Here is a 12,635-nt window from a genome sequence, read left to right on the forward strand (position 1 = left end):
GGCGGCCGGCCGGCGGCGGGTGCCGACGCCGGCCCGGAACCGCCCGGAACGCACCGCGGCCCGCGCCGGCGGGTGCCGGGCGGGCCGCGGTGGAACGTCGCTCAGGAAGACCGCTCAGGAGTGGCCGAGCTCCTCGGCCGGAGCGTCGGGCTCGACGGAGCCGGAGGCGCGGTCGGGGTGCAGCGGGAGCGGCTCGACCACCAGCTCGTCCAGGATCAGCTCGGACGGCGCCGGCGGGGCCGGGATGACGGCCGCCTCGGAGTGCCCGCCGCAGCCGTACGCGAAGGAGACGATCTGGCCGTCGGCCGGGCCGAACTCGTTGCCGCACACGCCGAAGGCCTGCCCGAGCGAGCCGCCGATCGGGACCAGGAAGCCGCAGCTCGCGCACGAGGCCGGGGCGGCCTGCGCCATCGGGGTCTGCGGGCCGTGGGACTTCTCCCAGCGGTCGGCGGCCAGGTGCAGGCCCAGCCGGGAGAGCACCCGGCTGCGGCCCAGGCCCAGCTCCCCGGCGACGGCGTCGATCCGGGCGCGGGCCGGGGCGGGCTGGATGTGCGGGTCGGTGACGACCAGGTCCTCGTCGTCCGCCAGGGCGACCGCGGAGTTCGGCGCCGGCTCGTCCTCGCCGGTCCAGCCGGGCTCCAGGCGCAGGTCGTCGGCGCCGGTGGGCAGCAGGTCGCCCGGGCCCATGTCGCCGGGGCGCAGCCGGTCGCTCCACGGCACCCACTCGGGGGCGAGCACCGCGTCGGCACCGGGCAGCAGCACGACCTCGTCCAGGGTGACGTTCTTGGCGCGCGGCGCACGGGCCACGGTGACCGCCCAGTGCCAGCCGCGGTAGGCCGCGTCGAGGCACTCGAAGGTGTGGGTGACGACGCGGTCGGCGTCCGCCTGGACGCCCAGGTGCGGCCCGACGGCCTCCGCACCGACGGCCTCCTCGGCGGCCTGGCGGGCGAGTTCGACGGCCTCGGCACAGAGCCGGTCGGGGGTACGGCTTCGCATCGCAGCACTCACGGCGTCGATTCTCTCCCAGTTCTTCTGTCGCCCACGGCGTGTTGCCTGTTCCGTCGCGGCTCGGTGTCCCTCGTCCATTCTGCGCGACCGGGAGCCCCCTCGGGTACCGGCCGCGCCGCTCGACCGGCCTGCCGGCGCCCCGGCGCCCCGGCGGGTCGACCCTGGGCAGGCTACCCGTCGCCCGGCACCCCGGCACAGTCCGGGGCGGACACGTCCCTTCCGAGAGGCCGCGCCGAGCGGGTCCGGTCCCGCGTCGGCTCGCCGATTCTGGGGCAGGATGGGCTTGTGGCGGACCACGACCCGTCGCAGCACGCACTGCGCGCCCCGCAGGCCGGCAGCCCCGACCACGCGGACGCCGTGCCGCGACAGCAGCCTCCGGTCCCCGGCGCGGACGACCCGCAGCCGGCGGACGGCCCCGAGACGCCCGCCGCCCCCGTGCACCCCCTCGCGCCCCGGGCCGCCGACACCGCCGGGCCGGCCCTGCCGGAGCCGGCCGCCGCGGGCGAGGAGGACGAGGACGAGGCTCCCGAACCCCGCCGGCACTTCCTGGTCCGCACCGCCTCCGCCGCCGGCTCCCGCACCGGCAAGGTGGTCCACGGCACCGGCCGCCGGATCCGCCGGGCCACCGCCGCCGAGGGCGCCGGCGAGTCCGGCCTCGCGAAGCTGATCGAGCTGCACGCGCTGAACTCCTTCGGCGACATGCTGATCACCATCGCGCTGGCGTCCACCATCTTCTTCTCCGTGCCCACCGGCGAGGCCCGCGGCCGGGTCGCGCTCTACCTGCTGATCACGATGGCCCCCTTCGCCCTCCTGGCCCCCGTGGTCGGCCCGCTGCTGGACCGCCTGCCGCACGGCCGCCGGGCGGCCATGGCGATGGCCATGCTGGCCCGGGCGGTGCTGGCCTGGACGATGGCCGGGGTGATCGCCGGCGGCGGCATCGCGCTCTACCCGGAGGCGCTCGGCGTGCTGGTGGCGTCCAAGGCGTACGGCGTGGTGCGCAGCGTGGTGGTGCCCCGGCTGCTGCCGAGCCGGCTGTCCCTGGTGAAGGCGAACTCCCGGGTCACCCTGGCCGGGCTGCTGGCCACCGGCGTGGCGGCCGCGGTGGGCGGGCTGCTGCACCTGATCGGGCCCGGCTGGCCGCTGCGCGGCGCCTTCCTGGTGTTCGTGATCGGCACCCTGATGGCCTTCCACCTGCCGCCCGCGGTGGACTCGGCCAAGGGCGAGCAGCGCGCCGTCCTGCACGCCGAGGTGCACGGCGAGGGCTCGCACCTGATCCACCACCGGCCGCCGCCGGTCAAGGCCTCGCTGCGCACGGTCGGCCCCTCGGTGATCCTGGCGCTGCGGGCGATGTCGGCGATGAAGTGGCTGGTCGGCTTCCTGGTGATGTTCCTGGCCTTCCTGCTGCGGGAGGAGCCGATCGGCGGGCTCCAGCCGACGGTGGCGCTGGGCCTGGTGGCGCTGGCGGCCGGGACGGGCAACGCGCTGGGTTCGGTGCTCGGCTCCTGGCTGCGCACCCGGGGCCCGGAGGCGACGGTCACCGCGATGCTGCTGCTGGCGACCTGCGTGACGGCGGCGGCCGCGCTCTGGTACGGCGTGGTGACGGTGGTTCTGGTCGCCGGGGCGGCCGGGATGGCGGCCTCGCTGGGCAAGCTGTCGCTGGACGCGCTGATCCAGCGGGACGTCCCGGAGACGGTGCGGACCTCGGCGTTCGCCCGTTCGGAGACCCTGATGCAGCTGTCCTGGGTGGCGGGCGGCGCGGTCGGCATCCTGCTGCCGCTGAACGGCAAGCTGGGCCTGTCGATCGCCGCCGGGGTGGTCGCCCTGGTGCTGCTGTGGACGCTCCGCTCGCTGTTCCGGGTGGGCCTGCGGCGGCATCCGGCGGCGCCCCGGGTGGCCTGACCGGGGCCCGTCGGCAACACGCGGTGCGGACCCCCGCGTCGCGTGATCGGCCAGGCCCGGTAGATTCTGACGCATGAGCCTCAATTCCCGTGCCATCGCCGCCCTCGGCGCCGTCGTCGTGGTCGGCGCCGCCACGGTGGGCACCTCCGTCGCCATCGCCGCCGGCCAGACCGAGCACATCTCCCACCAGGCCACGCTGACGGTCGGCAACTCCTCGGTCGTCGCGCAGCCGCTGTGCTGGAACAACGGCAGCCCGCTCACCGAGGACCAGCAGCAGCAGTGCCAGCTGGACGCGACCAAGGCGCTGAAGGACGGCACGCTGCCCTCCTCGGACGTCGTGGGCAGCGACCGGGTCGGCGTCGGCGTCTCGCCGAACGTGGCCGACACGGGCTGGTGGGCCTTCACCAACGGCGGCTCGGCCAACCAGGGCGGGCGCTACAGCCTGTTCTCGGCCTCCAAGGGCCAGACCTGGTCCGGCGCCCAGGCCGCCGGCAAGCTGCTGAACTCCAGCGGCAAGACCGTGGTCACCGTGGTCGAGGGCGACCCGGAGCAGGAGTCCCCGATCGCCGTCTGGTACTTCCAGCTGAACAGCAAGGACAACAGCTGACGGTCCGGCGGATGACAGCGCGCGCCGTCCCCGACGGCCGGAACGAGCAGTCGGGCCCCGCACGGGCCCGGCTGCTCGTCGTCGTCGCGGTGGCCGCCGAGGCCGCCGCTCCGTTCAGGACGGTGCCGCAGAGCAGGAGCACGGTGGTTGTCGCGGCGGCTGACAGCGTCAGCTTGCGCACGGTCACGTGGAGGGTCCCTTCGGGTCAACGGTGCTGGAGCGGTGCCGACTTGCGCTGAGGGAGCGTGGGTCGAAGCCCGCGGATCCGGCCCCGACCGCCGGGTAACATAACACTCACCGCTCGCCTTGTTGACGGGTTCTCGGGATTCTCCGAGCACGATCGTCGGGAGTTCACGCCCCGGGCGCGGGGCCGTTCCCGACCGGCCATGCCACGGGTGCCTCACCCCCCTCGACGGCGCCGGGCACCGGACACCGGACCCCGACGGCACGGGGCCCGCCACCGGGTGGTGGCGGGCCCCGTGCCGAGGCGGCTCAGAGCGCGCGGTGGCCGCAGCGGAAGAGCGGGGCGCGGGTGTCGAAGGGGACGTCCTCGCGGGCCTCGGCGACGGCGGCGTCGGAGACCGGCAGGTCGAACGGGAGGGTCGCGGTCATCGGGGCCCGGCCGAGCGCGGCGTCCAGGACGACCTCGTCCGCGGCGCCGAACTCCCCGATCAGCAGGGCCGCGTGCGGGGCGAGCGGGGTGAGCACCGCGGGCCGTTCCAGCTGGGCGGCGAAGACCGTGGGAACGGCGGCGGCCAGCGCGGCGAGCCGCTCGGCCTCGGCCGGCTCGAACTCCAACGAGCCGCTGTGGAAGTGCTGTTCCAGCATGCCCTCGCGCCGCTCGTACGGGGTGGCGAGGCGGAGCACGGCCAGGTCGGCCTCCTCCGGGCGTTCGACGACGGTGCCGTAGCGGGCGGCGACCTCCGGATCGACGCCCTCGACGTACAGCCGCCCCGCGCCGCGCGGCTCGCCCGCCAGGTGGACCACGGAGCGGCGCTGGACCTCGCGGCCGAGCGCCCGGCCCTCCGGGGTGCCGACCAGGCCGGCGGCCGCGTCCGGGTCCACATACGGGTCGTCGAAGAGGCCGAGGCGGAACTTGTCGCGCAGGATGCGGCGCGCCGACTCGTCCAGCCGGGCCTCGGTGACGGCGCCCGAGCGGACGGCGGCCAGGATCAGCTCCGGGTCCGTCTCGCCGCCGAGCTGGTCGGCGCCCGCGTCCAGGGTGAGCACGACCTGCTCGGCGACGGACAGTTCCTCGACCCCCCAGTGCCGCGGGGGCAGGCTGACCACCCCGGGGACGTCCATGCCGGTGATGGCGTTGAAGTCGGTGCAGACCACGCCGTCGAAGCCGTAACGCCCCCGCAGCAGACCGGTGATGACGTCCCGGTTGAAGTTGGCGCCGACCTCGGCGAGGCCGCTGCCGGAGGGGATCGCGTAGGCGGGCATGATCTGCGCGGTGCCCGCGGCGAAGGCCGCCTCGAAGGGCCGCAGGTGGGTCTCCAACTCGCCGCCGGGGTAGACCAGTCGGCGCCCGGCCGCGAAGTGCGAGTCCTCGCCGCCGGCCTGCGGGCCGCCGCCGGGGAAGTGCTTGGTCATGCAGGCGACGCTGTCCGGGCCGATCCGCTCGCCCTGGAGGCCCTCGATGTACGCGGTGATCATCCGCGAGGCGCGGTCCGGGTCCTCCCCGAAGGTGCCGCTGATCCGGGCCCAGCGGGGCTCGGTGGCCAGGTCGGCCATCGGGTGGATGGCGACGCGGATGCCGACGGCGCACAGCTCCCGGCGGATCAGGTCGGCGTAGCGGCGCACCAGTTCGGGGTCGTCGGTGGCGGCGAGGCCGATCGGCTCGGGCCCGGTGCTGAAGCCGCCGCCGGTGTGGGCGGTGGCCGGGTTGGCGGTGAAGCCGTGCCGGGGGTCGGAGGAGAGGGTGACGGGGATGCCCAGCCGGGCGGCCGCGGCGAGGTCCTGGACGTGGTTGTTCCACTCCGCCATGGCGCGCGGGTCGGGGACGGCCATCATGGCGAAGTGGGTGAGGCCGCGCTCGGGGATCAGGTGGGCGCCGGAGGGGAACGGCAGGTTCTCGCCGGGGAACATCCGGCCGTGGAGCATCAGCGCGGCCTTCTCCGCCGTGGTCATCCGGGCGAGGAGGTCCTCGACCCGGTCCTCGACGGGCAGCCGCGGGTCCTCGTAGGGCTCCATGGTGCCGTTGTGGTTGAGGTCGCGGAACGGGGTGCCGTCGGTGTGCCGGAGCAGGGTCGCCGTCATGCCGTCACCTCGACGGTCTCGGTACGGGCGGCGGCCTTGGCGGTGAAGGCGTCCAGGGTCCCGGTGGTGACCCCGCAGGCCGTCAGGAAGCCGGCGGCGCCGCCGTGCCGGGTGCGGACCAGGTCGAGGAAGGTGACCATCGCCCCGGCCGGGGCCTCCAGCAGCGGCGCGGGGACGGTCAGCCGACCGGCCTCGACCTCGTTCAGGGCCGCCCGGTTGCGGTCGGCGAGGCCGGCCCAGATCTGCTGGAGCGCCGCGTTGGTGCGGGCGTAGTCGGCGACGATCTCCTCGGCGGGCACCCCGAGCAGTTCCAGCAGCAGCGCGGTGAGCAGCCCGGTGCGGTCCTTGCCGGCGGCGCAGTGGACCAGCACGCCGCCGGGGCGGGCGGTGGCCTCGACGGCGGCGGCCAGGGCCCGCGGCGCGGACTCGGCCATCAGCAGGTAGAAGGCGCCGAGGTCCTCGGCGGTGGTCATGGCGCGCATGGCCCGGTCCAGCTCGTCGTTGCCCGGGTTGATCCGGGCGGCGACGACGGCGATGCCGGCGGCCTCGGCGGCGGCCCAGTCCCCGGGGTCGCTCTCGGCCTCGCCGCGGAGGTCGACGACGGTGGTGATGCCGTGCTCGCGCAGTTGGGCGATGGTGTCCGCGTCGGCGGCGGGGAAGGGCTGGGCGGAGCGGAACAGGGCGCCGGGGCGGATCCAGCGGCTCGCGGGGTCGGTGAGCACCGCGGGGTCGCGGAAGTTGACCAGGGACATGCGGGGGCCTTTCAGGAAGTGCGAAGGGTGGTGCGAGAGGTGTGCGGGGGGGTGGCGGAAGAGGGCACGGCGAAGCCGCGCCGGGGGTTGACGGGGTGGAGGAGGGCACGGCGAAGCCGCGCCGGGGGTTGACGGGGCGGAGGAGGGCGTGCGGTGCCGTCCGGGCGGCCGGCGGCGCGCCCGGGAGTACCGGGGGTTCAGGTGGTCAGGTGGTCAGGGGGCTGGTGGGATCAGGGGGCCAGTGGGGTCAGCGGCCGGTCAGCCCGCGGTGGCGAGCACGTCCCGGTAGGCCTTGACCCAGTCGGCCAGGGTGCCGCTCTCCGAGCTGATCAGGACGTGGCGCCGCACCATGCCGCCGAACATCGCGCCGAGCGCGGTCGGACGCAGGTCGGCGGCCGGGTCCACACCGAGCCGCTCGGCGGCGATGGTGACGGTGCGTTCGGTGAAGGCGTCGAGGACGACCAGGGCGTAGTTGTGCACGGAGTGCACGTCGAGCAGGCCCCGGCGCAGCCGGCGCCGCCGGTCGGTGTGCTCGACGGGCTCCTCCAGCCGTCCGCCGGTGACGGTCAGCGCCTGGTCGAGCGCGGCCCAGAGCGGGAGTTCGGCGGGGGCGGCGGCGAAGGCGTCGAGCACGGCCTGCCCGAAGTCCCAGCCGAACAGCAGGGCCTCCTTGGCGGGGTAGTAGCGGAAGAAGGTGCGGTGGGCGACGTCGGCGCGGCGGCAGATCTGGTCCACGGTGGTGCGCTCGTACCCCTGCTCCTCGAAGAGGTCGAGTGCCGCGCTGCGGATGCTGTCGCGGGTGCGCGCCTTCTTGCGGTCGCGCATGCCCTGCTCCGCCGCGGTGTCCGTCCCCTGCATCGTTCTTCCGCTCCCGTTCGGTGAGTCGAGTGTGGGTGTTGTGGGTGGGTGGGGCCGCCGAGGGGGCGGCCATGAGTACGGAACCACGTCCGACCGGGCCCGCTCAAGGCGGGCGCCGACTCTTCGGGGTTTCGTCATCCGGAATTTGCACAACTGCCTTTTGGCAGTACTGCCACTTCCGGAATGGTGTGTCGCGTCGGCGGCCGAACTCCCCCCTGGCCGCCCCCGCACCCCCCGAACCGAGGAACCATGAAGCGGCACACCCACCTCCTGGCGGCGACGGCCTGCGCGGCCGCACTCGCGCTCACCGCCTGCTCCGCCTCCGACGACGCCCTGTCGGGAACCGGCGCCGCCGCCGGGACCGCCGGCCCGGCGAACGACGGGCCGGCCGTGGACGGCGGCACGCTCAAGATCGGCCTGGACCGGCCGTTCGCCAAACTCGACCCCGCCGACGGCACCCTGACCCAGATGCCGATGATGGTCCTCGCCAACGCCCTCTACGACCCGCTGATGGTCAACGGCGACAACGGCACCGTCGAGCCCTACCTCGCCAAGTCCTTCACCCCCGACGCCGACGCCACCGTCTGGACCCTCGACCTGCGCGAGGGCGTCACGTTCAGCGACGGCAAGCCGCTGGACGCCCAGGCCGTCGCCGACCACGTGACCCGGCTCGCCAAGCCGGAGAGCAAGTGCGCTTGCGCCCTCGACGCGGCCGCCATCGCCGCCACCACCGTCAACGGCCCGACCAGCGTCGCCTTCACCCTCAAGGCACCCGACGCCGCCTTCCCCAACCTGTTCACCCGCGCCCTCGGCTACGTCTCCGAAGCGCCCAGCGGCGACTCCCCCGCCGTCGGCTCCGGCCCGTACACCGTCGAGAGCGTCCAGCCCGGAGTGTCCGTCACCCTCACCCGCAACCCCGCGTACTGGGGTGCCAAGGGGCACGCCGACAAACTCGTCTACCGGGTGCTGCCCGACGCCGACAGCCGCTACCAGTCGCTGCGCTCCGGCGACACCGACCTGATCTGGACCGAGACGCCCAGCCAGCTCAAGCAGGCCCCCGCCGACGGGCTGCGCACCGCCACCGGGCCCGGCTCCACCAGCACCGTCGTCTTCAACACCAAGGCCGCGCCCTTCGACGACGTCCGGGTCCGCCGGGCGGTCCAGTACGCGATCGACCGCGACGCCCTGGAGAAGGTCGTCTTCCTCGGCCAGGGCAGCGTCTCCGACGGCCCGATCGGATCCCGCTCCCCGTACCGCGGCACCGCCGGCCACCCGGCCCACGACCCGGCCCGGGCCCGCGCCCTGCTCGCCGAGGCCGGCCACCCCGACCTCGCCTTCGAGTACCTCGTCGACAGCCGCCCCGAGGCCCAGCAGCGCGCCACCGTGCTCCAGCAGATGCTCGGCGAAGCCGGGATCAGGATGACCGTCAAGCCGCTCGACCAGGCCGCCCTGGGCACCGCGATGCTCCAGCGCAAGTTCCAGGTGATGGACTTCATCACCAGCATGTTCGGCGACACCGACACCGCGCTCGGCAGCCTCTACCTGCCCGACTCCCCCTACAACTTCATGGGTTGGTCCGACCCCGAGACCGCGCGGGCGATCGCCGCGGGCCGCGCCTCGACCGACCCCGGCAAGCGGACCGCCGCCTACCGCCAGGCCGCCCAGCGGGTCGTCGACGAAGCCCCGATGGCCTTCCTCACCGAGAACACCGTCGGCTACCTCGGCGCCGCCAGGGTCGGCGGACTGCCCGACCTGTCCAGGCGCACCGTCCTCGGCGTCTCCCCCGCCACCCTGTGGGTGAAGCGATGACCCCCGGCACCCGGACCGCCCTGCGGTACGGCGGACGGCTCGGCCGCGCCGCGGCCGTGCTGCTGCTCGTCACCGTCGCCGCGCTCGCCCTGCCCCACCTGATGCCCGGCTCACCCGCCGTCGCCGCCCTCGGCCCCACCGCCACCCCCGAACAGATCTCCGTCTACGAGGCCGGGCTCGGCCTGGACCGCAACGTGCTCGCCGCCACCTGGCAGTGGATCGCCGACGCCCTGCACGGCGACCTCGGCCACTCGCTGTCCACCGGAGCGGCCGTCACCACCGAACTCGCCGACCGCATCCCCGTCACCCTCGAACTCTTCCTCGCCGCCCAGCTGGTGGCGCTCTGCCTGGCCGTGCCCGTCGCCCTGCTCTCCGCCTGGCGGCCCGGCGGCACCTTCGACCGGATCGCCACCGCCGGCACCTTCGGCTGGCTCGCCGTCCCCGGCTTCGCCCTCGGCCTGCTGCTCATCTGGATCGCCGCCGTCCAGCTGCGCGTGCTGCCCGCCACCGGCTGGACCCCGTTCACCGAGGACCCGGCCGAGAACCTGCGCCACCTCGTCCTGCCCGCCCTCACCCTCGGCCTCACCGAGGCCGCCGTGTTCACCCGCACCCTGCGCGGACAGCTGATCGACACCCTCGACCAGCCGTACATCGCCGCCGCCCGCAGCCGCGGCATGGGCACCACCCGGCTGCTGCTGCGCCGCGCCCTGCGGCCGTCCAGCCTGCCGCTGGTGACGCTGGTCGGGATCGGCATCGGGACCTCACTGGGCGGCTCGGTGCTGGTCGAGTCGCTGTTCGCCGTCCCCGGCGTCGGCAGCCTGGCCGCCGGGGCCATCGCCGGTCGGGACTTCCCGGTCGTCCAGGCCGTGGTGGTGGTCAGCGCCCTCGGCGTGGTCGCGGCCACCCTCGCGGTCGACCTGCTGTACCGCACGATCGACCCGAGGATCGCCCATGAGCACCGCTGAGACCGTGACCGCCGCACCCGCCGAGCCCGCCGAGCCCGCGACCGTCGCCACCCGGCGCCGGCCGCCCGCCGGGGTGCTCGCCGCCGCGGCCTGGCTGGCCGTCGTCGCCCTCGCCGCCCTGCTGCTGCCGCTGCTGCCCGGCTTCGACCCGCTGCACGGCGACTTCGCCCACCCCGCCGCCGCCCCCGGCCCCGGCCACTGGCTGGGCACCGACGGCTCCGGACGGGACATCCTGCAGCGCACCGTCGCCGGCGCCCGCGCCTCCTTCACCGTCGCCGCCCTGACCATCCTGGTCGGCCTGCTCGGCGGCGGCACCCTCGGCCTCGCCGCCGGCTGGTTCCGCGGCCCGGTCGACAAGGCGATCGGCTTCGCGACCGACCTGCTGATGTCCGTCCCCAGCCTGATCCTGGTGATGATCGTGGTCTCGATGCGCGGCCCGAGCCTCACCGTGATCGGCACGCTCATCGGGCTGTTCACCGTCCCCCACTTCACCCGGGTGGTACGGGCCGTGGTGCTCTCCCTCACCGAACGCGGCTTCGTCCAGGCCGCCCGGATGATCGGCACCGCCCCGCTGCGCGTCCTGCGCCGCGAGATCGTCCCGCACGTCGTGCCGGTCGCGCTCACCTTCGCCTTCACCGCCACCACCGTCGCCATCGTCGCCGAGGGCTCGCTCAGCTTCCTCGGCTTCGGGCTGCGCCCGCCGGAGCCCTCCTGGGGCGGCATCATCGCCGAGGGCCGCACCACCCTCGGCAGCGCGCCGTGGATCTCGCTGGCGCCCGCGGCGGTGCTCTGCCTGACCGTCCTCGCCCTCAACTACCTCGGGGAGCACCTGCGTTCGGGTGGCCCCGCCGCTGCGAAGGGAGCGCGCGGATGACCTCCGCCCCCGTCCTCGACGTCCGCTCGCTGGACACCGTCCTGCACACCCCCGACGGCCGCTCCCTGCACGTCCTGCACGGCGTCGGCCTCACCATCGCGGCCGGCGAGTGCCTCGGCGTGGTCGGCGAGTCCGGCTCCGGCAAGTCCGTGCTCGCCCGCACCGTCCTCGGCGTCGAATCGCGCACCACCCGGGCCGTCGCCACCGGCGAGGTCCGGCTGAACGGCGAGGACTTGCTCGCCGCCACCCCCGCCCGCCGCGCCGCACTCCTCGGCACCGGCATCGCCATGGTCCACCAGGACCCGATGACCTCGCTCAACCCGGTGGTCCGGATCGCCGAGCAGGTCACCGAGTCGATCACCAACCGGCGCCGCCTCTCCCGGCGCGAACGGCTGCGCACCGCCGCCGAACTGCTCGCCGCCGTCGACGTCCCCGACCCCGCCCGGCGGGCCCGCGCCCACCCCCACGAGCTCTCCGGCGGCCTGCGCCAGCGCGCCGCGATCGCCCTCGCGGTCTGCTGCGGCCCGGAGCTGCTGATCGCCGACGAGCCGACCACCGCGCTGGACGCGCTGGTCCGCGGCCGGATCCTGGACCTGTTCACCGCCCTGCGCGCCGAGCGCGGCATCGCCCTGCTGGTCGTCACCCACGACCTCGCCGTGGCCCGCCGGATCGGCGGCACGGTGGCCGTCATGCGCGCCGGCCGGGTCGTCGAACTCGGCCCGGCCGAGCGGCTGTTGGAAACGCCCGAGCACGCCTTCACCGCCGCCCTGGTGGCCGCCGAACCGGGAGCCCGCCGATGAGCGCCGACCACGACACCACCGCCCCGCTGCTCGTCCTGGACGCCGTCGGCAAGCGCTACGGCGGCCAGACCGCACTGGACGGCGTCAGCCTCGCCCTCGCGCCCGGCGAGACGGTCGGCCTGGTCGGCGAGTCCGGCTCCGGGAAGTCGACCCTGGCCCGCCTCGCCCTCGGCCTGCTGGCCCCCGACACCGGCACCGTCCGCTTCGCCGGCCGCGACCCGCACCGGCTGCGCGGCCGGGCCGACCGCGCGCTGCGGGGCCGGCTCCAGTTCGTCCCCCAGCACCCGCGCGGCTCGCTCAACCCGAGCCTGCGGGCCGGGGAGGCGGTCGCCTTCGCGCTGCGGCTGCACGGCACCCCGCGCGCGGAGCGCGGCGAGGCCGTCGCCCGGCTGTTCGACCGGGTCGGCCTGGAGCCCGCACTCGCCGCCCGCTACCCGCGCGAACTGTCCGGCGGGCAGCTGCAGCGGGTGGCCGTCGCCCGGGCCCTGGCCACCGGGCCGGACCTGCTGGTCTGCGACGAGCCGACCTCCGCCCTGGACCGCGGCGTGCAGGCCCGGCTGCTCGACCTCCTCACCGAGCTGCGCGAACGCACCGGCCTGGCCTACCTGTTCATCTCCCACGACCTCGCGGTGGTCCGCCACCTCGCCCACCGGGTGCTGGTGCTGCGGGACGGCCGGGTGGTCGAGGAGGGCCCGGCCGACCGCCTCTGGGACTCCCCCGCGCACCCGTACACCCGGGCGCTGCTGGACGCCGCCACCGGCACCGCCCCCTCCGCTCCCTGACCGCCGCCAGGCCGCCGGT

The 12,635-nt window shown here is 75.4% G+C and carries 11 protein-coding genes; 7 read left to right on the top strand and 4 right to left on the bottom strand.

Translation table 11 applies throughout. From position 1 onward, the window contains the following. Positions 1-114: 114 nt before the first annotated feature. Complete coding sequence (locus AB0E96_RS14805) at positions 115-996, bottom strand: DUF3027 domain-containing protein (protein WP_359823067.1); 882 nt, start codon at positions 994-996, stop codon at positions 115-117. Between the two features lie 600 nt (positions 997-1,596). On the opposite strand from AB0E96_RS14805, the gene AB0E96_RS14810 reads away from it, so the two are divergent. Then, entirely contained in the window at positions 1,597-2,907 is a 1,311-nt protein-coding gene (locus AB0E96_RS14810; RefSeq protein WP_359823069.1) for an MFS transporter, read from the top strand. Positions 2,908-2,980: 73 nt separating this feature from the next. After that, the gene (locus tag AB0E96_RS14815) at positions 2,981-3,514 is read left to right on the top strand and encodes a hypothetical protein (RefSeq protein WP_359823012.1); all 534 of its coding nucleotides are present in this window, start codon (positions 2,981-2,983) and stop codon (positions 3,512-3,514) included. A gap of 492 nt (positions 3,515-4,006) precedes the next feature. On the opposite strand, the gene AB0E96_RS14820 is transcribed toward AB0E96_RS14815, so the two are convergent. The 3 genes from AB0E96_RS14820 to AB0E96_RS14830 form a co-directional block, all read right to left on the bottom strand. Beyond that, positions 4,007-5,776, bottom strand: a complete 1,770-nt coding sequence (locus tag AB0E96_RS14820; protein ID WP_359823015.1) for a glycoside hydrolase family 3 N-terminal domain-containing protein — start codon at positions 5,774-5,776, stop codon at positions 4,007-4,009. Then, positions 5,773-6,528: a tyrosine-protein phosphatase gene (locus AB0E96_RS14825; protein WP_359823017.1), complete on the bottom strand. Its 756-nt coding sequence runs from the start codon at positions 6,526-6,528 to the stop codon at positions 5,773-5,775. Before AB0E96_RS14825 ends, AB0E96_RS14820 begins: the two co-directional genes overlap by 4 nt. A 258-nt stretch (positions 6,529-6,786) precedes the next feature. Next, a complete protein-coding gene (locus AB0E96_RS14830) occupies positions 6,787-7,386 on the bottom strand; it encodes a TetR family transcriptional regulator (RefSeq protein ID WP_359823019.1) in 600 nt (199 codons plus the stop codon). 249 nt (positions 7,387-7,635) lie between these two features. On the opposite strand from AB0E96_RS14830, the gene AB0E96_RS14835 reads away from it, so the two are divergent. From AB0E96_RS14835 to AB0E96_RS14855, 5 genes are read left to right on the top strand one after another with little or no spacing between them, the layout of a single operon-like run. Then, entirely contained in the window at positions 7,636-9,195 is a 1,560-nt protein-coding gene (locus AB0E96_RS14835) for an ABC transporter substrate-binding protein (RefSeq protein WP_359823022.1), read from the top strand. Next, positions 9,192-10,160 carry an ABC transporter permease gene (locus AB0E96_RS14840; protein ID WP_359823024.1) on the top strand — a complete coding sequence of 323 codons (969 nt, stop codon included), beginning with the start codon at positions 9,192-9,194 and terminating at the stop codon, positions 10,158-10,160. Before AB0E96_RS14835 ends, AB0E96_RS14840 begins: the two co-directional genes overlap by 4 nt. Next, positions 10,147-11,034: an ABC transporter permease gene (locus AB0E96_RS14845; RefSeq protein ID WP_359823027.1), complete on the top strand. Its 888-nt coding sequence runs from the start codon at positions 10,147-10,149 to the stop codon at positions 11,032-11,034. The genes AB0E96_RS14840 and AB0E96_RS14845 overlap by 14 nt, the downstream gene beginning before the upstream one ends. Continuing rightward, complete coding sequence (locus AB0E96_RS14850) at positions 11,031-11,834, top strand: ABC transporter ATP-binding protein (protein WP_359823029.1); 804 nt, start codon at positions 11,031-11,033, stop codon at positions 11,832-11,834. The genes AB0E96_RS14845 and AB0E96_RS14850 overlap by 4 nt, the downstream gene beginning before the upstream one ends. Continuing rightward, a complete protein-coding gene (locus AB0E96_RS14855; protein WP_359823032.1) occupies positions 11,831-12,616 on the top strand; it encodes an ABC transporter ATP-binding protein in 786 nt (261 codons plus the stop codon). The genes AB0E96_RS14850 and AB0E96_RS14855 overlap by 4 nt, the downstream gene beginning before the upstream one ends. Positions 12,617-12,635 lie beyond the last annotated feature (19 nt).

Source organism: Kitasatospora sp. NPDC036755, assembly GCF_040636595.1.
Classification (GTDB): domain Bacteria; phylum Actinomycetota; class Actinomycetes; order Streptomycetales; family Streptomycetaceae; genus Kitasatospora.

Coding starts and splice junctions, on each gene's coding strand:
- AB0E96_RS14815 (WP_359823012.1), top strand. CDS start 2,981: ATGAGCCTCAATTCCCGTGCCATCGCCGCCCTCGGCGCCGTCGTCGTG.
- AB0E96_RS14835 (WP_359823022.1), top strand. CDS start 7,636: ATGAAGCGGCACACCCACCTCCTGGCGGCGACGGCCTGCGCGGCCGCA.
- AB0E96_RS14825 (WP_359823017.1), bottom strand. CDS start 6,528: ATGTCCCTGGTCAACTTCCGCGACCCCGCGGTGCTCACCGACCCCGCG.
- AB0E96_RS14830 (WP_359823019.1), bottom strand. CDS start 7,386: ATGCAGGGGACGGACACCGCGGCGGAGCAGGGCATGCGCGACCGCAAG.
- AB0E96_RS14855 (WP_359823032.1), top strand. CDS start 11,831: ATGAGCGCCGACCACGACACCACCGCCCCGCTGCTCGTCCTGGACGCC.
- AB0E96_RS14820 (WP_359823015.1), bottom strand. CDS start 5,776: ATGACGGCGACCCTGCTCCGGCACACCGACGGCACCCCGTTCCGCGAC.
- AB0E96_RS14840 (WP_359823024.1), top strand. CDS start 9,192: ATGACCCCCGGCACCCGGACCGCCCTGCGGTACGGCGGACGGCTCGGC.
- AB0E96_RS14850 (WP_359823029.1), top strand. CDS start 11,031: ATGACCTCCGCCCCCGTCCTCGACGTCCGCTCGCTGGACACCGTCCTG.
- AB0E96_RS14805 (WP_359823067.1), bottom strand. CDS start 996: ATGCGAAGCCGTACCCCCGACCGGCTCTGTGCCGAGGCCGTCGAACTC.
- AB0E96_RS14845 (WP_359823027.1), top strand. CDS start 10,147: ATGAGCACCGCTGAGACCGTGACCGCCGCACCCGCCGAGCCCGCCGAG.